This window comes from Mycobacteriales bacterium (assembly GCA_035550055.1).
Lineage (GTDB): Bacteria > Actinomycetota > Actinomycetes > JAFAQI01 > JAFAQI01 > DASZTV01.
This window is the reverse complement of record DASZRO010000034.1, coordinates 1-19,469: the sequence shown is the minus strand read 5'-3', so window position 1 is coordinate 19,469 and position 19,469 is coordinate 1. Positions and strand designations below refer to the sequence as shown.

The following is a 19,469-nucleotide window of genomic DNA, read 5'->3' as shown; positions in this document are numbered from 1 at the left end:
TGTCGGGCGCGTGACTAGTGGAGCGGGGCTTGCGGTCCGCCGGGGCTCGTCATCCGCTCCGCGACGACCTGTTCGGTGATCGAGGCCACCTCGTCGTCCCCGAGCCGGCGGAAGCCGTCGGCGGTGACCGTCGTGATCACCGGATAGATCCTGCGGGTGAGGTCCGGCCCGCCGGTGGCGGAGTCCTCGTCGGCGGCGTCGTAGAGCGCGTGGACGCTCGCGAGGATCGCGTCGGCCTCGGTGAAGTCGTCGCGGTAGAGCTTCTTCAAAGCGCCACGGGCATAGACGCTCCCGGAGCCCACCGAGTGGAAGTGGCGCTCCTCGTACCGGCCGCCGGTGACGTCGTAGGAGAAGATCCGGCCGGCCCGCTCCGGTGAGTCCGCCTCGAGGTCGTAGCCGGCGTAGAGCGGTACGACGGCAAGCCCCTGCATCGCCATCGGCAGGTTATTGCGGATCAGCAACGAGAGCCGGTTCGCCTTGCCCTCGAGGCTGAGCGTGGTGCCCTCGAGCTTCTCGTAGTGCTCGAGCTCGACCTGGAACAACCGAACCAGCTCGATCGCGACGCCCGCGGTCCCGGCGATGCCGACGGCGGAGAACTCGTCTGCCTCGAAGACCTTCTCCATGTCACGCTGCGCGATGACGTTCCCCATCGTCGCGCGGCGGTCGCCGGCAAGGATGACGCCGCTGGTGTGGGTCACCGCAACGATCGTCGTGCCGTGCGGCGCCTCGATCGGAGTCGCGTTCGCCATCACCTGCGCCCGCTTACCCGGCAGCATCTCCGGCGCGTGAAGAGACAGGAAGTCGCTGAACGACGACGAGCCGGGCTGGAAGAACGCGGCCGGCAAGGTCGTCCCGTCGGAGAGATCCACCCGCCCACCCTGTCACGAGTTCACGACGAAGGTGCGCCAGGGTTCACCGAAAGCGCATCGCCACCCTTGTCCCGCGAGAACGGATCCTGCCGCCGTAAACCACGCTGAGCGGTCGAAGGTCGTGTTCCTCGCGTGCCGGGCGTCCGCGACTGTAGTTGTGCGCGTCGAGATACCTGATGAGGCCGCGCAGGGCATAGACGTCATCGCGGATGTTGCCCAACGCCTGGTTGCAGTTGAAGCAGAGCAAGCCACGGACTTTGCCGGTCGCGTGGTCATGGTCCACGTGCTCGGGCTTGGCCTTACGACACGCGGCGCACGTGTCGAGTTGCTCAGCGATCATCTGATCAACCTCACGCTGTCCGATCCCGTATCGGTGGCGAAGGTGGTATTCGCGACTTCCACCGTGGAGGCGCTCGCGGCTTTCACGACCACGCTCGTTGTGGCACGGCTTGCAATAGCTCCCGTGGCCGCTCGGATCGGATCGATTGCGAGGGAACTGATCTAGCGGCTTCGCGGTCTCACAGTCGGCACACCACCGTTCGCCGTCGGCAAGCACGCGCGGCTCTCGGACGGCCCGTCCTGCGGCTGCGAGCCGCTTTCGATACGAGGCCTTGGACCGTTCACGCATGCAGACCTTGCAGTAGCTGTTGCGGCTCGCGACGCCCCTTGGTGAGTACGAGAAGTCGTCGAGATTCTTGACCATGCCGCAATCGAGACATCTCTTGGATTCCGGCACTTGGCACTCGGCTCCCAAGTCGGACATCAGCCCCTATTCTCCCCCTTTTTGAACGTAACCACGCACAAACTCCTCGGCATTTTGCTCCAAGACACTGTCGATCTCGTCGAGGATGTCGTCGACGTCATCGGTCAGCTCGGCATGCCGCTCCTGGACGTCAGAGGTGTCGACCTCCTCGACCTCGGCCACGTCGTCGGTCCGGCGTGACGCGCTCTTCTGGCCGCCGTCGTCACGTGTCGCCATGGAAAGCCTCCCGTCGCGCTCTGCGCGCCCATCAGTGCTGTCGGGGTCTGACCTCAAACGCTACTCGGCGACGCTGACGAAGCCGTCCAGCGTGCGGCCGTGGAAGCGAGCCCGTCGAACTAGCGCGTTCCGGTGATCTCATCGACCAGCTGGGCAGCGGTCTCGCAGCGCGCGAGGAGTCCTTCGACGTGCGCCTTCGTGCCCCGGAGCGGCTCGAGCATCGGCACCCGCTGCAGCGAGTCACGACCGACGTCGAAGATCACCGAGTCCCACGACGCGGCGGCAACATCAGCGGCGTACTTCGCCAGGCAGCGGCCGCGGAAGTAGGCGCGGGTGTCGGTGGGCGGCTCGGCGACCGCGCGGTCGATCTCGGCGTCCGAGATCAGCCGGCGCATCCGGCCGCGCGCGACCAGCCGGTTGTACAGACCCTTGTCCTCGCGCACGTCGCTGTACTGCAGATCCACCAGCTGGAGCTTGTGCGCGTCCCAGTCGAGGCCCTCGCGTTCCCGATAGCCCTCGAGCAGCGACAGCTTCGCCACCCAGTCGAGCTCGCCGGCCAGCGACATCGGATCGTCGGCGAGCTTGCCGAGAACCGTCTCCCACTCGCCGAGCACGTCGACGGTGTCCGCGTCGGCATCTGCGCCGTACCGCGAGGAGACGAACTTCCGTGCCTGCTCGAGGTATTCGGCTTGGAGCTCGATGGCCCGGATCGTTCGCCCGTCGCGAAGCTTCACGGTGTGGGTGAGCGAAGCGTCGTGGGAGATGGCTCGCAGCGCCGCGACCGGCGCCTCGATGCCGAGATCGACGCCGCTCTCGACGAACCACCCCTCCTCGATCATGGAGAGCACGATCGAGGTCATCCCGAGCTTGAGGTAGGTCGACAGCTCGCTCATGTTGGCGTCGCCGATGATGACGTGGAGGCGCCGGTAGCGCTCGGGGTCGGCGTGCGGCTCGTCGCGGGTGTTGATGATCGGCCGCTTCAGCGTCGTCTCGAGGCCGACCTCGACTTCGAAGAAATCGGCCCGCTGCGAGATCTGGAACCCGTGGCCGTGCCCGTCCTGGCCGATGCCGACCCGGCCCGCGCCGCACACCACCTGACGCGTGACGAAGAACGGCGTGAGGTAGCGGACGATGTCTGCGAACGGCGTCTCGCGTCGCATCAGATAGTTCTCGTGCGAGCCGTACGACGCGCCCTTGTTGTCGGTGTTGTTCTTGTAGAGCTGGATCTGCCCGGCGCCTGGGATGCGGACGGCGTGCTCGGCGGCGCGAGCCATCACCTTCTCCCCTGCCTTGTCCCAGATCACGGCGTCACGGGGGTTCGTGACCTCCGGCGAGGAGTACTCCGGGTGGGCATGATCGACGTAGAGCCGGGCGCCGCTGGTCAAGATCGCGTTGGCCAGGCCCACCTCGTCGTCGGCGAGCACGTCCGGCTCCCGCGAGTTGGCGCCCCCGACGTCGAAACCCCGCGCGTCGCGAAGCGGTGACTCCTCCTCGAAGTCCCACCGCGGACTGCGGTCACGGCCGCCTCGGTTGGTGGCGCTCAGATAGGCGTTGACGATCTGGCTCGAGGCGAGCATGTGGTTGGCAGGGCCGTGTCCCGGCACCGCGATGCCGTACTCGGTCTCGGTGCCCATGACACGCCTGACCGCCATGAGTCCAGGCTAGTCGTCGGTGGGCTTCAGCCCGGGTTCTTCAGAGGTATTGACCCGTGTTCGCAACGGTGTCGATGCTGCGACCGGACTCGTCGCCTTGCTTGCCGGTGACCAGCGTGCGGATGTAGACGATCCGCTCACCCTTCTTGCCCGAGATCCGCGCCCAGTCGTCCGGGTTCGTCGTGTTGGGCAGGTCCTCGTTCTCCTTGAACTCGTCCACGCACGCCGAGAGAAGGTGGTTGATCCGCAGGCCCTTCTGGCCGAACTCGAGGAAGTCCTTGATGGCCATCTTCTTCGCCCGAGCCACGATGTTCTCGATCATCGCGCCGGAGTTGAAGTCGCGGAAGTACAGCTCCTCCTTGTCCCCGTTGGCGTAGGTGACCTCCAGGAACCGGTTCTCCTCGCTTTCGGCGTACATCCGCTCGACGGTGCGCTGGATCATCGCCTCGAGGGTGGCCTCGCGCGAGTTGCCGTTCTCCGACAGGTCGTCGGCGTGCAGCGGGAGGTCGCTGACGAGGTACTTCGAGAAGATGTCTCGCGCCGCCTCGGCGTCGGGCCGCTCGATCTTGATCTTCACGTCCAGCCGGCCCGGGCGCAGGATGGCCGGGTCGATCATGTCCTCGCGGTTGGACGCGCCGATCACGATGACGTTCTCGAGCCCCTCGACGCCGTCGATCTCGCTCAGCAGCTGCGGCACGATCGTGTTCTCGACGTCCGAGGACACGCCTGACCCGCGGGTGCGGAAGATCGAGTCCATCTCGTCGAAGAACACGATGACCGGCGTACCTTCGCTGGCCTTCTCACGCGCCCGCTGGAACACCAGCCGAATGTGCCGCTCGGTCTCGCCGACGTACTTGTTGAGCAGCTCAGGGCCCTTGATGTTGAGGAAGTACGACCGGCCTTCGCCCTTCCCGGCCGCTGCCACCTGCTTGGCGAGAGAGTTCGCGACGGCCTTCGCGATGAGCGTCTTCCCGCAACCGGGCGGGCCGTAGAGCAGGATCCCCTTCGGCGGCCGGAGCTGGTGTTCGATGAACAGGTCCTTGTGCAGGAACGGCAGCTCGACCGCGTCGCGGATCATCTCGATCTGGTCGCGCAGCCCGCCGATGTCGGCGTAGTCGATGTCCGGGACCTCTTCGAGGACGAGCTCCTCCACCTCGGACTTGGGGATCCGCTCGTAGGCGTAGCCGGATCGTCCCTCGATCATCAGCGAGTCGCCGGGGCGAAGCGACACGTCGAGCAACGAGTCGGCCAGCATCACCACGCGCTCCTCGTCGGTGTGCCCGATCACCAGCGCACGGTCACCGCCGTCGAGCACTTCCTTGAGCATCACGATGTCGCCTTGCCGCTCGTACGACAGCGCCTCGACGACGTTGAGCGCCTCGTTGAGCATCACTTCCTGGCCCCGGCGCAGCTCGTCCGCCTCCATCGAGGGGGACACCGCGACGCGCAGCTTGCGACCGCCGGTGAAGATGTCGACGGTGCCGTCCTCGTGCCGGCCGATGAAGTAGCCGTAGCCCGACGGCGGCTGGGCCAGCCGGTCGACCTCTTCTTTCAAGGCGACGATCTGCTCGCGCGCCTCCTTGAGCGTGTTGACCAGCAGCTCGTTGCGGCTGAGGGCACCGGAGAGCTCGGCTTGCAGCTGCGCGAGCCGCTCCTCGACACCGAGGCCGCCGCGCGGCGCGACCGTCATCCGGCGGCGCAAGCTGGCGATCTCAGCTTCCAAGTAGGCCACCTGGTCGGCGAGCTCCTGAGCTCGTCCCTCCGACCTGGCGGCGCGTGCCTCAGCATCCTCGCGTGCAGGCACGGCCCACCTCCTTGGTCGGTTCCGTTCTCGTGCGTATCGAGCCTATAACTGAGCCAAACGACGAATCTCGGTATTAGTCGCTCCCCGCGAGTCGCCTGAAACGCCCTGATCCGGAAATCACCCGCCTCAGCCGGGAGCGCCCTTCGACGGCCGGCGGCGCCGCGGCGGTGCGGTGACCCCGGGCGCCAGTCGTCGCGCGGTCACGAGGAACCCGGTGTGACCGATCATCCGGTGGTCGGGGCGTACGGCGAGACCGTCGACGTGCCACCCGCGCACCAGCGTCTCCCAGGGTGCCGGCTCGGCGAAGCCGCCGTGGGTGCGCAGTCCTTCCACGGTGGCCGACAGCTGGGTGGTCGTCGCGACGTACGCGCAGAACACCCCTCCGGGGACCAGCAGCCGCGCACTCGCCTCGACGACCTCCCATGGCGCCAGCATGTCCAGCACCACCCGGTCGGCGACGGCCTCCCCCGGCGCGTCGACGACGTCGCCGACCTCGAGCCGCCAGGTCGGCGGAGCCTCGCCGAAGAAACGCTCGACGTTGGAGCGGGCGACGTCGGCGAACTCATCACGCCGCTCGTAGGAGGTGACCGTGCCCGCGCTGCCTACGGCCCGCAACAGACTGCAGGTCAGCGCTCCCGACCCCGCGCCCGCTTCGACGACGTGGGCGCCCGGGCAGATGTCCGCCATCGCCACGATCTGCGCGGCGTCCTTCGGATAGACGATGGTCGCGCCGCGCGGCATCGAGAGCACGTAGTCGCTGAGCAACGGGCGCAACGCCAGGTAGTCGGTGCCGCCTGCGGAGGTGACGACGATGCCCTCGGGCTGCCCGATCAGCTCGTCGTGAGCGATGACGCCGCGGTGGGTGTGGAACTCCTTGCCGGGGGTGAGCGCAATCGTGTGCATCCGGCCCTTCGGGTCGGTCAGCTGGACCAGGTCGCCCGCCGCGAGCGGGCCGAGGCCCCGGCGCGGCGCGGCGGCTTTGCTGGTCACCTCAGGATGTCTACCGGACGGCGGCGGCGACTAGCGAACTCCGAACGCCCGCAACAGCGCGATGAGGTCCGCGCGCGACAGCACCCCCTGAAGGGCGCCCCCGGCCTCGGCGACGAGGTACTCCGTCGCCGGCGTCTGCTGGACCGCGGTCATCAGGTCCTCACCGCTCAGCGACGGGGACAGCACCAGGCCGGCCTCGACCGGACGGGCGAGATCACTGACCGACATCCACGGCTGCCGTTCGGCCGGCGTGGCCTGCACCGCCGCCTCGGACACGATCCCCGACCACCGGTCGCGGCCGTCCACCACGACCAGGGCCCGGGCACCGATCGCGCGGGCGCGGCGTACCGCCTCGGCCAGCGGCAGCTGCGCTTCGACGGTCAGCGCGGGGCGAAGCAGGCGTGACAGCTCGATCCTGGGGATGACCGCACCGACCCGCGCCTGCGCGATGGAGATCGAGGCGTTCCACCAGATGAAGTAGGCGACGACCAGCAGGTAGAGCGAGGCCAACGAGTCGCTGCTGGAGTCATAGCTCGGCGCGAACAGTGCCGCCCCCGCGGTGGCACAGGCAACGCCCCGGCCCACCCAGCCGGCGATCAGCAGCCCGCGCATGCGGTCGCCGGTCACGTGCCACAGCGCCGCTCGAAGCAGCCGGCCGCCGTCCAGCGGCATCCCCGGCAGCAGGTTGAACGCCGCGACCACCCCGTTGATGGTCGCTGTCGAGTTGGCCAGCAGCCAACCGACCGAGTGCTCCGGGAACGACGCGCCGATCGCGGCCGCGACTCCGGCCAGCAGCACCGAGGTCAGCGGGCCGACGGCAGCGACCAGGTACTCCCGACCCGCGGTTTGCGGCTCGTCGAGCACTTCCGAGACCGCGCCGAGCAGCTGGAGCACGACCCGGCCGACCCGAAGCCCCAACGCCTTCGCGACGAGCACGTGACTGGCTTCATGGGCGAGGACCGCGGCGTAGACGAGCAGGATCAGCGCCAACGCCACGAGGTAGCTGCCGGCCGGGCTCACCGTGATGTTGTCGCGGATCTCGGCGGGCGCGGCGACCGTGCCGACGACGACCAGCACGATCCAGGCCGGCGAGATGACCAGCGGCACACCGAAGATGCGCCCTGCCGGAATGCCCGCCACGAGCCGGGACGGCTGCCGTGGCGACTGCTCGCTCACGGTTCGATCGTAGAGGCGGCGTGTGAATCCGGGCTCAGGATTGGTCCCCGGCTCGCGCCGTGTGCCACGCGATTTTGTCGGTACGACGGTCTACGGTCCCCTCATGTCCACGCTGACCGAGGCCACGGTCGATCAGGCCCGCGAGTGGTCGTTGTCGCCGTCACGTGCGTTGGACTTCAAGAACTGTGCCCTGCTCTACCGGTTCCGCGTCATCGACCGGCTGCCCGAGCCGCCGAGCCTCGACGCCGCGCGTGGGACCGTGATTCACGGCGTCCTCGAGCGGCTGTTCGACCTCCCGGCGGCACAGCGAACCGTCGGTGCGGCGGCCGACGACGTGGAGCCGGGGTGGCAGGCGCTGCTCGCTGAGGATCCCGACCTCGCCGCCCTCGTCGACCGCGAGCCAGGAGGCCTGGCCCACCTCGTCGCAACGACCAAGGAGCTGATCGGCAGCTACTTCACCCTCGAAGACCCGCGCCGCGTCGAGCCCGCCGAGCGTGAGGTGCTGGTCGAGATGACCTTGCCCTCCGGCGTACACCTCAAAGGGTTCATCGACCGCCTCGACCGCTCGCCGGCCGGCGACCTGCGGGTCGTCGACTACAAGAGCGGAAAGGCGCCCAGCGAGGCGTTCGAGGGCAAGGCCCTGTTCCAGCTGCGCTTCTACGCGCTGGTGCTGTGGCGCACGACCGCTGTCCTGCCGCGCCTGCTGCGGCTGTACTACCTGCGCGACCGCGAGGTGCTCGACTACACCCCCGACGCCGCGGATCTCGAGTCCCTCGAGCGCCAGGTCGATGCGATCGCGGCCGCGATCGAGAAGGCGCGTGCCAGTGGCGACTGGCGCCACAAGCCGAGCAAGCTCTGCAGCTGGTGTTCGTTCCAGGAGTTCTGTCCGGAGTTCGGCGGGACGCCGCCGGAGCTGGTCGGCACCTCACAACAGGGACAGCAGCCGAGCGGCGGAGAGCTCGCTCAGGCTGGTGACCAACACCCGGCTTGATGCGGCCGGTATCGGCACCAGCCACGGGACAGCGACGACCTTGCAGCCTGCCGCTTCCGCCGACGTCACTCCGCTGATGGCGTCCTCGAGCGCGACCGCATTCGCCGGTGCGATGGCGAGTCGGCGGCACGCCTCGAGATAGGGCGCCGGGTGCGGCTTGCCGTGACCGACCTCGTCGCCGGCGACGCTCACGTCGAAGCGGTCGTGGCCGACCACATCGAGCGTCGCGTCGACCAGGACGCGATACGACGAGGACACCAAGGCGGTCGGTACGCCGGCAGCCCGCAGGTCGTCGAGCAGCTCGAGCGCGCCCGGCATCAGCGGCAGCTGCTCGTGGTAGAGCTCAACCATCCGGTCGAGCAGGAAGCTCATCGCCGCCTGGACCTCCGCCTCACCGCGCGGCACGTCGTACCACTCGAGGATCGTTGCGGTGGCGGTGTCGAGCCGGGTGCCGATGATGGCGGCCTTGAGGTCGTCGCTCCAGGTTCCGCCCAGGTGGTCGGCCAGGTCGATCTCGCCTCGGGTCCACAGCGGTTCGCTGTCCACGAGCAGCCCGTCCATGTCGAACAGAACGGCTGGCATCGCGACCGATGGTAGGCCTCGGCGCGGAGCCGCTTCGCTCCGTGACTGTTCCGGAAGCCTCCGATACGGTGCGTGCGTCCGTCAGCAAGCACAGACTGCAGCCAGGGGTGAGCACGCGTGGCCAGCTACAAGACCATCCTCGTCGGGACTGACGGATCGGCCTCGTCGTTTCGCGCCGTAGAGCGCGCCGCCGCAGTCGCCGCCGACACCGGCGCGAGGCTGATCATCGCCTCGGCCTACCAGCCGATCTCCGAGCGTGACCGCAACCGCGCCAGCCAGGAGCTCGGCGACGCGGCGTACAAGGTGATGGGCGCCAACCCGGCTGAGGACGCACTCGCCGACGCGAAGGGCATCGCCACCAAGGCCGGAGCCAAGAAGGTCACGACCGTTGCCGAGGCCGGTGACCCGGTGGACGTCCTCGTGGCGCTCGTCGAGGGTCACAAGGTGGACCTGTGCATCATCGGCAACCGCGGACTGAACAGCCTGGCCGGACGCCTGCTCGGCTCGGTACCGGCCAATATCAGCCACCGCGCCTCCTGCGACGTGCTGATCGTGCACACCACGGGCGGCGGCAGGGTCTAGCAACGCAGCCGCCGTGGCCTTCGGTCAGGCATACCCTGGCGACGTGAGCGTCTCCCGCGACTCCGGTCGTCGGCGAATGATGATTGCGGCCTTCGAGGGCTGGAACGACGCAGCGGACGCAGCCACCAACGCCATCGAGCACCTCGAGCAGGAGTGGCAGGCGAAACCGTTCGCCGCGATCGACCCCGAGGACTACTACGACTACCAGGTCAACCGCCCGACGGTGCGACTCGTGGACGGCGTCACCCGGCGCATCGACTGGCCCACCACGCGGCTGGCGCTGGCGACGGTCGGCGAGCAGGAGGTGGTTCTCCTGCGCGGTCTCGAGCCGAACATGCGGTGGCGGGCGTTCTGCGAGGAGCTCGTCGCTTTCGCCGACGAGCTCGAGGTCGACCAGGTGGTCTGCTTGGCGGCTCTGCTCGCCGACGTCCCCCACACCCGACCGATCGACGTCAACGGCTCGGCCTCCGACGACGCGCTCGCGTCGAGCCTGGGTCTGACCAAGTCACGCTACGAAGGGCCGACCGGCGTGGTGAGCGTGTTCCACCACGCCCTCGCCGAGACCGGCCGCCGCGTCGTCACCTACTGGGCCAGCGTTCCCCACTACTTCGCGCAGCCGCCGTGCCCGAAAGCGACGCTGACACTGCTGCACCGCGTCGAGGACGCACTGGATCTGACCGTCCCGCTCGGCACGCTGCCCGAGGCGTCGCAGACGTGGGAGAACGACGTCGACGCGTTGGCGCAGGACGACGGCGAGATCGCGGACTACATCGCGTCGCTGGAGCTGCGCGACGACCAGAGCTCGCTTCCGGAAGCCTCCGGCGAGGCGATCGCCCGGGCGTTCGAGCGCTACCTGCGGCGGCACGACTCAGCGGACTGAGGTAGTTGGGCGGCTGCGGCGGGGCCGCATCCTGACCCCACCGCGCTAGACAACTCCCAGTAGTGCGTCGACAGCCGCTTTGGCCTGTGCGGGGGCCTTCGCGTCGTTTCCCTCGCTCGACAGCCAGGCGTCGACTGCTTGTAGCGCTGCTGGGATGTCGAGGCCGTTTCGCAGGGCCCTTCGCATTGCCTCGATGAGGGGTTCGGCCGGCCGGCCGGCCAGGCGCGAGAACGCAGCGCGCCAACTGACCAGGCGTGTCTGTGCCGCCTCGAGGTCTTGGGCGGTCCATTCCCACGGCTGGGTGTGGTGGTGGGCCAGCAGGGCGAGGCGAATCGCCATCGGGTCCACCCCTGCTGCGCGCAGCTTGGAGACGAACACGAGGTTGCCTCTGGACTTCGACATCTTCTCGCCGTCGTAGGCCAGCAGCGCCTGGTGCACGTAGACAGTGGCGAAACCGGCCTCGCCGTTCAGGGTGGCGGCCTGTGCCGCACTCAGCTCGTGGTGCGGAAAGACAAGATCCTCACCGCCCCCTTGGATGTCGATTCGCGACCCGAGGTGACGCATCGCGATCGCCGCGCACTCGATGTGCCACCCGGGCCTGCCACGGCCGACAGCGGTATCCCAGGCAGGATCCTCGGGGCGTTCCCGCTGCCAGAGCAGGCAGTCGAGCGGGTCCTTCTTGCCCGACCGCTCGGGGTCGCCGCCACGCTCGGCCGACAGCCGCAGCATCTCGTCGCGGTCGTAGTGGCTGACCTCGCCGAAGCCGGGCGCAGCCGACGCTGCGAAGTACGTGTCGCCGTCGAGGTCGTACGCCGCCCCGGCGTCGCGCAACCGGACGATGGCCTCGACCACGTCCGGGATCGCCTCGACCGCCCCGACGTACTCGGCCGGGGCAAGGATCCGCAGGCTCGCCATGTCCTCCCGGAACAACGCGATCTCGCGCTCGGCCAGCGAACGCCAGTCCTCGCCGGTTGCGGCGGCACGTTCGAGGAGCGGGTCATCGACGTCGGTCACGTTCTGCACGTAGCGAACCGGGGTGCCGGCGTCGAGACACACTCGCTGCAGCTCGTCGAAGAGCAGGTAGGTCGCGGCGTGGCCGAGGTGAGTCGCGTCATAGGGCGTGATGCCGCAGACGTAGAGCGTCAGCTGAGCCTTGTGGAGGTCGAGCGCGACAAGCCCCGAGGTAGCAGTGTCGTGGACCCGCACCGCCTCGTCGAGCGACTCGACGCCGTGCGCGGCCAGCCGCGGCACGACAGGCGAGTCCCAGGAACGCACGAACCGGAGCCTACGGGTGACTCAGCCGCGGTCGTTCAGAAGGGCGGCCAGGGCATCGGCGGCCAGTCGCCGCTGGGCTGCGGGTGTCGACCGCTGCGGAGCAGACGGTTGACGCGGCGCCGCGTCGCCTCCACCTCACGCATCGTCAGCAGATCCTCGAGGGCCTCCCCCAACACGCCGGCGAGCTCGACCCGCAGCCCGCTCAGCATGTCGAGAGCCTCGTCGGTGAGCGGCTGGCCCCGCCAGGCCCACAACAGCGTCCGCAGCTTGTCATCCGCGGAGAAGCACACCCCATGGTCGATGCCGTACACGTGTCCGTCGGCGACCGGAAGCAGGTGGCCGCCCTTGCGGTCGGCGTTGTTGATCACCGCGTCGAACACCGCCATCCGCCGCAGCGGCTCGATCGTGCTGCGGACCAGCAGGTCGAGGTCGACCGTCTCGTCGACGTCGATCCACAGCTGGCACATCCCCGGCCCGTACGGCCCGTCACGCATGACGGTCGGCGGCACGACGTCCCAACCGGTCGCGACCGACACCACGTACGCCGCCACCTCGCGCGCCGCCAGCGTGCCGTCGGGGAAGTCCCACAGCGGACGTTCGCCGGCGATCGGCTTGTACACGCACGCCGCGGACACTCCGGCGAGGCTCACCTCGCAGTAGAGGGTGGCGTTGGAAGCGTCATAGAGCTGCCCCTGGATCGAGAGCTCGCCGTCGCGCAGCAGGCGCAGCACGTCATCCGTGCCGAGCTCGGAGGCGGGGGCCGTCATGTCTCCAGTGTCACCGGCCGACTCGGGCCCGGTCACCCGGCGTGCAGATGACCGTTCTGCCGAGGACAGATGTGGCCCTCCGGGTCGAGCGGGTTGCCGCACAGCGGGCACGGCGGGCGCCCTGCCGCGACGACGCGCAACGCGCGCTTGGAGAAGGCACGCGCGACACCCGGGGAGATCCGCACCCGAAGCGTGTCGGCGTCAGTGTCCGGATCGACCGCTCCCGACTCAGGGTCGGCGACCGCGGACTGCGCCTCGATCACGATGAGGCCGTCGTCCTCGTCCCAGGCCAAGGCGAGGGTGCCCACCCGGAACTCGTCTTCGATCGGCGAGTCCAGCGGAGCAACGTCCTCGAGCTGGGAGGGGGCCACTGCGGGCACCGTCGAGCTCTCGCCTTGGCGTCGGCGTACCTCGTCGAGCAGATCGTCGAGGCGCTCGGCCAGCGCTGACACCTGCATCTTCTCCAACACCACCGAGACGGTCCGGCCGCGCCCGCTCGCTTGGAGGTAGAAGGTGCGCTGCCCGGGCTGGCCGACGGTGCCCGCCACGAACCGCTCAGGCGGGTCGAAGGCGAACTCACGGCCGGGCACAAGGGCCACCATAGATGTTGACGCGCGGGTGCTGGGGTGGCGTCCTACGACCCACCTCCGGCACCACCGCCGACCGCCGCATCCGACGTCCGCTTGCGCCGTTTGCGCGCCGGCCGGATCAAGCCGGTGAGGTCGCCGCCGATGTCGTTCATCCGGACGACGAACGGCCGCAGCTCGGTGTAGGTGACGATCGACACCGAGGCCGGATCGACCGTGATCCGCTGGAAGCCGTCGAGATGGACGCCGAGCGCATCGGCGAGGATCGCCTTGATCACGTCGCCGTGACTGACGGCCACCCAGGTGGCGTCGGGTCCCAGCCGGGTGTTGTGGTCACGCACCGCCGCCACGGCTCGCGACTGGGTCTCCCGCAGCGACTCACCGCCGGGGAAGGTCACCGCGCTCGGATGGGTCTGCACGACCTTCCACAGCGGGTCCTTCGCGAGGGTCTTCAGCGGCTGGCCCTGCCAGTCGCCGTAACGGCACTCCCCCAACCGGTCGTCGGTCGTGACGTCGAGCCCGCTGCGCCCTGCCGCGAGGGCGGCTGCGGTTTCCTGGCAGCGCTCGAGCGGGCTGCTGACGATGGCGGTCAGCGGCACCGTCGCAAGCCGCGTGGCGAGCGCCTGGACCTGCTCGGTCCCCTTGGCCGCCAGATGCACCCCAGGCGTCCAGCCGGCGAGCGTGCCGCCGGTGTTCGCGTCGGTCAGACCGTGTCGGACCAGCAGGACGGTCGTCACGCCCTGAGCCGCCCGCTAGTCCCCGACGCCGGACTTGTCCAATGCGTCGGCCAGCGAACGCAGCGTGGCCAGCCGCTCGTCGAGCGTGCCGCCGTAGCTGCTCACGTTGACCGTGGTCACCCCGGAGGCAGCGAGCGCTTGCATCCGCTCAGCGATCCGGTCGACCGGACCGATGAGCGAGGTCCGGTCGATGAAGTCCAGCGGTACGGCGGCAGCGGCCTCGGCGTACTTCTTGTCGAGGTAGAGGTCCTGGATCTCGCCCGCCTCCTTCTCGAAGCCCATGCGACAGGCCAGCCGGTTATAGAAGTTCTGCTCTCGCGAGCCCATGCCGCCGATGTAGAGCGCCGCGTAGCCGCGGATCGGCTCGGCGCACTCCTCAACCGAGTCGCCGATGATCACCGGCGTGGTCGGCATGACGTCGAACGGCGCGTCCGCGCGGCCGGCGCGCTCCTTGCCGGCGGTCACCGACGCGAGCAGCTCAGGCGCAAACTCGGGGTCGTAGAAGATCGCGAGCCAGCCGTCGCACTTCTCCCCGGCCAGCTCGAGGTTCTTCGGTCCGATCGCGGCGAGGTAGATCGGGAGGTACTCCCGGATCGGGTGAATGATCATCTTCAGCGCCTTGCCCGGACCGTCCGGCAGCGGCAGCACGTAGTGCTCCCCGTCGTACTGCACTCGCTCGCGGGCCAGCGCCAGCCGGACGATGTCGATGTACTCGCGGGTGCGGGCGACCGGCTTGTCGAACCGGACGCCGTGCCACCCTTCGGAGACCTGCGGGCCGGACACGCCGAGCCCGAGCCGGAACCGGCCACCCGACAGCGTGTCGATCGTCGCGGCCGTCATCGCGGCCATCGCCGGTGAACGGCCCGGGATCTGGAAGATCCCGCTACCGAGCTCGATCTTGGTCGTCTTCGCCGCCAGCCAGGCCAGCACGGTGGCGGCGTCGTTGCCGTAGGCCTCGGCGGTCCACACGCTCGTGTATCCCAGCCGCTCGGCCTCGAGGATGATGGCGACGTTGTCGCCGTCGCTGGTCAGGCCCCAGTACCCCAGGTTGAGTGCAAGTCGCATTGGCGCAGCGTAGTGGCCTCGCCGGTCCGGGGTGATCGGTGAGTCGCGGGGCCGCGGTCGGCGCGCGCCGATAGCCTCCGATCCGTAGTGCCGGCGTGGCCGGCTCCACTTCAAGCCGGTGGGTCGGGAGGCGTACGTGAGGCAGCGTCGACTCGGGACGACCGGTCTCTACGTGTCGCACCTGGCGCTGGGGACGATGGGATGGGGTCGCGACACCGACCCTGAGGACGCCGCCAACCAGCTTCGCGCGTTCCTCGACGCGGGCGGCAACCTCGTGGACACCGCGAACGTCTACGTCAACGGCGAGAGCGAGCGGGTCCTCGGCAAGCTGCTCAACGGCACGGTCAAGCGCGACGACGTCGTGTTGGCCACCAAGGCGGGACTGCGTCGCGGTGAGGAGCGTGACCGTGACGCGTCGCGGCGCCATCTGCTCGACGCGCTCGACCAGTCGCTGGCGCGTCTCAACACTGACCACGTCGACGTGTGGCAGCTGCACCAGTGGGATCCGCGGACGCCGATCGAGGAGACGCTTGCCGCGCTCGACACGGCAGTCGACAGCGGGCGTGCTCGCTACGTCGGGATCAGCAACTACTCCGGCTGGCAGACCGCGAAGGCGGCGACTTGGCAGCGGGCATGGCCGGGCCGGGCACCGATCTGCTCGACGCAGGTCGAGTACTCGCTGCTGCAGCGCGGCGTCGAGCGGGAGGTGGTGCCGGCGACGCTGAGCCTCGGGATCGGGATCCTCGCCTGGTCGCCGCTGGGACGCGGCGTCCTCACCGGCAAGTATCAGACCGGTACGCCGGCCGACTCGCGCGGCGCTTCGCGCGACTACGGCAGCTTCATCCGGCCCTACCTCGACGATCGCGCCTCGCGGATCGTCGGCGCCGTCCTGACCGCCGCTGACGGGCTGGGCGTCTCGCCGCTGGCGGTCGCGCTGGCGTGGGTCCGCGACCAGGTCGGGGTGACCGCACCGATCATCGGGGCCCGCACGACCGGGCAGCTGCGCAGCTCCCTCGAGGCTGACTCGACGGTGCTGCCGGAGGAGATCCGCACCGCGCTGGACGAGATCTCGGCACCGGAGATCGGCTACCCCGAGGTTCCGACCCCGCTGGACCGCTGAGAGCGACCGGCAGCGACGCACCTGGTGGACTCCGCATTCGAAGCGTTCTGCGAGGCCGGACTCTGGCCCGGGCTCGGCAAACTGGCCGCTGCGCTGCCGGGCGCCCACATCAACTCCCCAGACGACGTCACGCCCGCGGCGTTGGCGACGATCGAGGGCGTCACGAGCCTGCGGGGCGAGCAGCTGGCCAAGGCGTTCTACGGCGCCGCGCCGCGGCTTGCGGTCTCGGAGCTGCTGTTCGCGGCGAGTCTGCCGGTGCGTTCGGCGTTCGGCGCGGTCGAGCTCTTCGGTGCCGAGGCGCCTCACCTGCTGCGCGAGGATCCGTGGCGGCTGCTCGAGGTCCCCGGGGTGGACGTCCGCACCGCCGACCGGTTCGCCCTCGCGACCCTCGACGACCGCCCCGAGAAGACCGACCCGCGCCGCGGCCGGGCGCAGGTGATCTACGCGCTCACCCGGGCAGCCCGAGACGGTCACACGGTGCTGCCCGAACCGACCCTGAGCGCGGCGCTGGCGGGCCTCGACGCGCCGGACCCGGACGCGGCCCTTCGGGCAGCGCTGGCGGACGGTCGGGTGCTGCCGTCCGATACCGACGACGCGGTGATGCACTACGGCCTCGAGCGCTTCGCCATCGCGGAGGAGACGATCGCAGACGGCCTCGCCCGGCTGGTCGCGTCGGCGCAGCCGATCTGTGATCCGGCCGAGGTGCTCGCGCCGGACAGCGACTTGGACGAGGCGCAGCAAGCGGCGGTGCTGGCGGCCGCCCAGCACGGCGTGTCGATCCTGCACGGCGGTCCCGGCACCGGCAAGAGCCGCACCGTGGCGGCCGTGGTCGCACTCGCCGAACGCCACGGCCAGCGGGTGGCGCTCGCCGCACCGACCGGGCGAGCCGCCAAGCGGCTGGCTGCGCTCACCGACCGGGACGCGTCGACGCTGCACCGGCTGCTCGGGGCGCAAGGCCGCTCCGGTGACTTCGTTCGCGGCGAAGGATGGCCGATCGACGCCGACGTGATCGTCGTCGATGAGACCTCCATGCTCGACGTCGAGCTGGCGGCCGCGCTGGTGGAGGCGTGCGCGGACGGCGCGCACCTGATGCTGGTCGGCGACCCCGCACAACTGCCGTCGATCGGGCCGGGACGCGTCCTCGGGGATCTGCTCGACGCCGCCGTCCTGCCCTCGACCGAGCTCGCCACCCTCTACCGCCAGGCGGAAGGCGGCGCGATCGCACGGCTGGCCACGGCCGTGCGCGGCGGTGAGCTGCCCGCGGTCGACGACCCGACGCGAGAGGTCGTCGTCATCGCCGCGGACGGGCCGGCGGAAGCCGCGCGCCGGGTCGCTCAGCTGGTCACGGACTCGATTCCGCGAGCGCTCGGCATCGAGCCCGCCGACATCCAGGTCCTCACACCGGTGCACCGCGGCTCGGCGGGCACGCAGGCGCTGAACGCCGTCCTGAAGGCGGCCCTCAACCCTGCCACCGGGTCAGTACGTGGCTTCGGGGTCGGCGACCGGGTGGTCGCGACCGCGAACCACCTCGACGACGGATTCGCCAACGGCGAGGTCGGGATCGTCGTGGCCGACTCCGACAACCGGCTGGTGGTCGACTTCGGCGCGGGGCCGATCCCGGTGCCGGGAAAGGCCCTGCACGACGTCGTCCACGGCTGGGCCATCACCGTCCACCGCGCGCAGGGCTCGGAGTGGCCGGCGGTCGTCGTCGTGTTGCCGCCGGAGGCCACCGGCATGCTGTCGCGTCCGCTCGTCTACACGGCGCTCACCCGCGCCCAACGTCACCTGTCGATCGTCCATGCGGCGGGACCTGCGCTCGCCCGGGGGGTGCGCGAGGTCGGCGCTCGGCCCCGACGTACCCGACTGGCGGGCCTGCTGCGGGACAGCGTCGCCGGCTAGGCCGTGGCCAGCAGTCGGCTCAACACCCGGGTGCCGAAGCGCAGACCATCGATCGGCACCCGCTCGTCGACACCGTGGAACATGCCGATGAAGTTGAGGTCCGGCGGGAGCCGCAACGGCGAGAAGCCGAAGCAGCGCATCCCGAGCTCGGAGAACGACTTCGCGTCGGTGCCGCCGGACAGCGCGTACGGGATGACCTTCGCGCCCGGGTCCTCGTCGACGATCGCTGCCGTCATCGCCGCTACCAGGTCGCCGTCGAAGGTCGTCTCGTAGGCGATCTGGGTCTGCACGACCTCGATCGCGACGTCCGGACCCACCACCTCGGCGAGCTGCTGGCGGAAGCTCTCCTCGCCGCCCGGCATGAACCTGCAGTCGAGATAGGCGTGCGCCTCTCCCGGGATGACGTTCTGCTTGTAACCGGCTTGAAGCATCGTCGGGTTGGCCGTGTGGCGGACGGTGGCTCCGACCATCCGGGCGAGTGGACCGAGCTTTGCCAGCACGCCCTCGACGTCGTTCGGGTCGAAGGCGATGCCGAGCTCCTCGCAGATCGCGCGCAGAAACGTCTCGACGGTCGGACTGAGCTCGATCGGGAAGGTGTGACGGCCGACTCGGGCGACCGCCTCGGCGAGTGCGGTGACCGCGTTGTCGTCGTTGAGCATCGAGCCGTGCCCGGCCATGCCCTTGGCGACCAGGCGCAGCCAGGCGATGCCCTTCTCGGCGGTCTCGATCGCGTACAGCCGCCGCTCGCCGATCGTCATCGAGAACCCGCCGACCTCGCTGATCGCCTCGGTGCAGCCCTCGAACCGCTCCGCGTGGTGGTCGACGAGATGGTGCGCGCCGTAGATCCCGCCGGCCTCTTCGTCGGCGACGAAGGCGAGTACGACGTCGCGGGGCGGCCGCTTGCCCTGCCGGGTCCAGTCGGCCACGAGCGCCAACACCATGGCGTCCATGTCCTTCATGTCGACGGCACCGCGCCCCCACACGCACCCGTCGCGCACCTCGCCGGAGAACGGGTCGACCTGCCAGTCGTCGGCGTTCGCGGGCACCACGTCGAGGTGGCCGTGGATCAGCAGCGCGTCGCGGTTGCTGTCCTCGCCGCTCCAGCGCGCGACGACGCTGGCCCGACCCGGTTCGGACTCGAAGATTTCCGGCGTCAGGCCGCAGTCGGTGAGCCGGGCAGCCACCCACTCCGCCGCCGCGCGCTCGTTGCTCGTCGGGTTCGTCGTGTCGATCCGGATCAGATCACGACAGATCTCGACGACCTCGTCGTCGGCGCGCTCGGTGATTCCGGCTGCGGTCATCGCACCGTCCTTCCGTCCCTGGTCGTGACGCTACCCGTAACGGGGCGCGCCACGACCAGGCCGGCAGGGCGACTAGGGAATCACTGATCAATGCCGTCCGTCGCGAGCGGCGATCCGGGCGGCGGCTGGCAAGGCGGAGGAGGAGCGCGGTAGCAGCGCTACCGCCGACGACGACAACGCGGTCCAGCCGTCGATCCGGGCGACGCGCAGTAG

Annotated in this window: 19 protein-coding genes; 5 read left to right on the top strand and 14 right to left on the bottom strand. The window is 69.7% G+C overall.

The window, feature by feature from the left end; all coding sequences use genetic code 11:
* Positions 1–14 precede the first annotated feature (14 nt).
* From prcB to VG899_05910, 7 genes are all read right to left on the bottom strand, one after another.
* Complete coding sequence (gene prcB / locus VG899_05940; GenBank protein HWA65894.1) at positions 15–776, bottom strand: proteasome subunit beta; 762 nt, start codon at positions 774–776, stop codon at positions 15–17.
* Between the two features lie 136 nt (positions 777–912).
* Positions 913–1,209 (bottom strand): endonuclease domain-containing protein, encoded by a 297-nt coding sequence (locus VG899_05935; GenBank protein HWA65893.1) that lies wholly within the window; start codon positions 1,207–1,209, stop codon positions 913–915.
* Positions 1,210–1,638: 429 nt separating this feature from the next.
* Positions 1,639–1,848: a ubiquitin-like protein Pup gene (locus VG899_05930; GenBank protein HWA65892.1), complete on the bottom strand. Its 210-nt coding sequence runs from the start codon at positions 1,846–1,848 to the stop codon at positions 1,639–1,641.
* A 119-nt stretch (positions 1,849–1,967) separates the two neighbouring features.
* Positions 1,968–3,500, bottom strand: coding sequence for a depupylase/deamidase Dop (gene dop / locus VG899_05925; GenBank protein ID HWA65891.1), 1,533 nt, complete (start codon positions 3,498–3,500; stop codon positions 1,968–1,970).
* A 40-nt stretch (positions 3,501–3,540) separates the two neighbouring features.
* On the bottom strand, positions 3,541–5,190 hold the full coding sequence (gene arc / locus VG899_05920; protein HWA65890.1) for a proteasome ATPase: 1,650 nt from the start codon (positions 5,188–5,190) through the stop codon (positions 3,541–3,543).
* Positions 5,191–5,430: 240 nt separating this feature from the next.
* Positions 5,431–6,294 (bottom strand): tRNA (adenine-N1)-methyltransferase, encoded by an 864-nt coding sequence (locus tag VG899_05915; GenBank protein ID HWA65889.1) that lies wholly within the window; start codon positions 6,292–6,294, stop codon positions 5,431–5,433.
* A gap of 30 nt (positions 6,295–6,324) precedes the next feature.
* The gene (locus VG899_05910; GenBank protein ID HWA65888.1) at positions 6,325–7,470 is read right to left on the bottom strand and encodes a site-2 protease family protein; all 1,146 of its coding nucleotides are present in this window, start codon (positions 7,468–7,470) and stop codon (positions 6,325–6,327) included.
* Positions 7,471–7,573: 103 nt separating this feature from the next.
* On the opposite strand from VG899_05910, the gene VG899_05905 reads away from it, so the two are divergent.
* Positions 7,574–8,461 (top strand): PD-(D/E)XK nuclease family protein, encoded by an 888-nt coding sequence (locus VG899_05905; GenBank protein ID HWA65887.1) that lies wholly within the window; start codon positions 7,574–7,576, stop codon positions 8,459–8,461.
* Here the strand turns inward: VG899_05905 and VG899_05900 are convergent.
* Positions 8,396–9,043, bottom strand: a complete 648-nt coding sequence (locus VG899_05900) for an HAD family phosphatase (GenBank protein HWA65886.1) — start codon at positions 9,041–9,043, stop codon at positions 8,396–8,398. The genes VG899_05905 and VG899_05900 overlap by 66 nt on opposite strands.
* A gap of 117 nt (positions 9,044–9,160) precedes the next feature.
* Between VG899_05900 and VG899_05895 the strand changes: the two genes are divergently transcribed.
* Both VG899_05895 and VG899_05890 read left to right on the top strand, forming a co-directional pair.
* The gene (locus tag VG899_05895) at positions 9,161–9,625 is read left to right on the top strand and encodes a universal stress protein (protein ID HWA65885.1); all 465 of its coding nucleotides are present in this window, start codon (positions 9,161–9,163) and stop codon (positions 9,623–9,625) included.
* A gap of 76 nt (positions 9,626–9,701) precedes the next feature.
* A complete protein-coding gene (locus VG899_05890; GenBank protein ID HWA65884.1) occupies positions 9,702–10,505 on the top strand; it encodes a PAC2 family protein in 804 nt (267 codons plus the stop codon).
* Positions 10,506–10,550: 45 nt separating this feature from the next.
* Here VG899_05890 and mshC read toward each other — a convergent pair whose 3' ends face one another.
* From mshC to VG899_05865, 5 genes are read right to left on the bottom strand one after another with little or no spacing between them, the layout of a single operon-like run.
* On the bottom strand, positions 10,551–11,780 hold the full coding sequence (gene mshC / locus VG899_05885; GenBank protein ID HWA65883.1) for a cysteine--1-D-myo-inosityl 2-amino-2-deoxy-alpha-D-glucopyranoside ligase: 1,230 nt from the start codon (positions 11,778–11,780) through the stop codon (positions 10,551–10,553).
* Between the two features lie 35 nt (positions 11,781–11,815).
* Positions 11,816–12,547, bottom strand: coding sequence for an SCO1664 family protein (locus VG899_05880; protein ID HWA65882.1), 732 nt, complete (start codon positions 12,545–12,547; stop codon positions 11,816–11,818).
* A 32-nt stretch (positions 12,548–12,579) separates the two neighbouring features.
* On the bottom strand, positions 12,580–13,137 hold the full coding sequence (locus tag VG899_05875) for a DUF3090 domain-containing protein (GenBank protein HWA65881.1): 558 nt from the start codon (positions 13,135–13,137) through the stop codon (positions 12,580–12,582).
* Between the two features lie 44 nt (positions 13,138–13,181).
* Positions 13,182–13,871: a histidine phosphatase family protein gene (locus tag VG899_05870; protein ID HWA65880.1), complete on the bottom strand. Its 690-nt coding sequence runs from the start codon at positions 13,869–13,871 to the stop codon at positions 13,182–13,184.
* A 15-nt stretch (positions 13,872–13,886) separates the two neighbouring features.
* The gene (locus VG899_05865; protein ID HWA65879.1) at positions 13,887–14,936 is read right to left on the bottom strand and encodes an LLM class F420-dependent oxidoreductase; all 1,050 of its coding nucleotides are present in this window, start codon (positions 14,934–14,936) and stop codon (positions 13,887–13,889) included.
* A 136-nt stretch (positions 14,937–15,072) separates the two neighbouring features.
* Between VG899_05865 and VG899_05860 the strand changes: the two genes are divergently transcribed.
* Both VG899_05860 and VG899_05855 read left to right on the top strand, forming a co-directional pair.
* Positions 15,073–16,056 (top strand): aldo/keto reductase, encoded by a 984-nt coding sequence (locus tag VG899_05860; GenBank protein ID HWA65878.1) that lies wholly within the window; start codon positions 15,073–15,075, stop codon positions 16,054–16,056.
* Positions 16,057–16,080: 24 nt separating this feature from the next.
* Positions 16,081–17,955, top strand: coding sequence for an AAA family ATPase (locus tag VG899_05855; protein HWA65877.1), 1,875 nt, complete (start codon positions 16,081–16,083; stop codon positions 17,953–17,955).
* Here VG899_05855 and VG899_05850 read toward each other — a convergent pair.
* Positions 17,952–19,256, bottom strand: coding sequence for a M20/M25/M40 family metallo-hydrolase (locus VG899_05850; GenBank protein ID HWA65876.1), 1,305 nt, complete (start codon positions 19,254–19,256; stop codon positions 17,952–17,954). The two genes, VG899_05855 and VG899_05850, sit on opposite strands and share 4 nt — an antisense overlap.
* Positions 19,257–19,469: the final 213 nt, after the last annotated feature.

What these genes read in the sequence shown, in the direction of transcription:
- prcB (HWA65894.1), bottom strand. Translation starts at nt 776, where the DNA reads ATGCTGCCGGGTAAGCGGGCGCAGGTGATGGCGAACGCGACTCCGATC.
- VG899_05935 (HWA65893.1), bottom strand. Translation starts at nt 1,209, where the DNA reads ATGATCGCTGAGCAACTCGACACGTGCGCCGCGTGTCGTAAGGCCAAG.
- VG899_05930 (HWA65892.1), bottom strand. Translation starts at nt 1,848, where the DNA reads ATGGCGACACGTGACGACGGCGGCCAGAAGAGCGCGTCACGCCGGACC.
- dop (HWA65891.1), bottom strand. Translation starts at nt 3,500, where the DNA reads ATGGCGGTCAGGCGTGTCATGGGCACCGAGACCGAGTACGGCATCGCG.
- arc (HWA65890.1), bottom strand. Translation starts at nt 5,190, where the DNA reads ATGACGGTCGCGCCGCGCGGCGGCCTCGGTGTCGAGGAGCGGCTCGCG.
- VG899_05905 (HWA65887.1), top strand. Translation starts at nt 7,574, where the DNA reads ATGTCCACGCTGACCGAGGCCACGGTCGATCAGGCCCGCGAGTGGTCG.
- VG899_05900 (HWA65886.1), bottom strand. Translation starts at nt 9,043, where the DNA reads ATGCCAGCCGTTCTGTTCGACATGGACGGGCTGCTCGTGGACAGCGAA.
- VG899_05890 (HWA65884.1), top strand. Translation starts at nt 9,702, where the DNA reads ATGATGATTGCGGCCTTCGAGGGCTGGAACGACGCAGCGGACGCAGCC.
- VG899_05880 (HWA65882.1), bottom strand. Translation starts at nt 12,547, where the DNA reads ATGACGGCCCCCGCCTCCGAGCTCGGCACGGATGACGTGCTGCGCCTG.
- VG899_05865 (HWA65879.1), bottom strand. Translation starts at nt 14,936, where the DNA reads ATGCGACTTGCACTCAACCTGGGGTACTGGGGCCTGACCAGCGACGGC.
- VG899_05850 (HWA65876.1), bottom strand. Translation starts at nt 19,256, where the DNA reads ATGACCGCAGCCGGAATCACCGAGCGCGCCGACGACGAGGTCGTCGAG.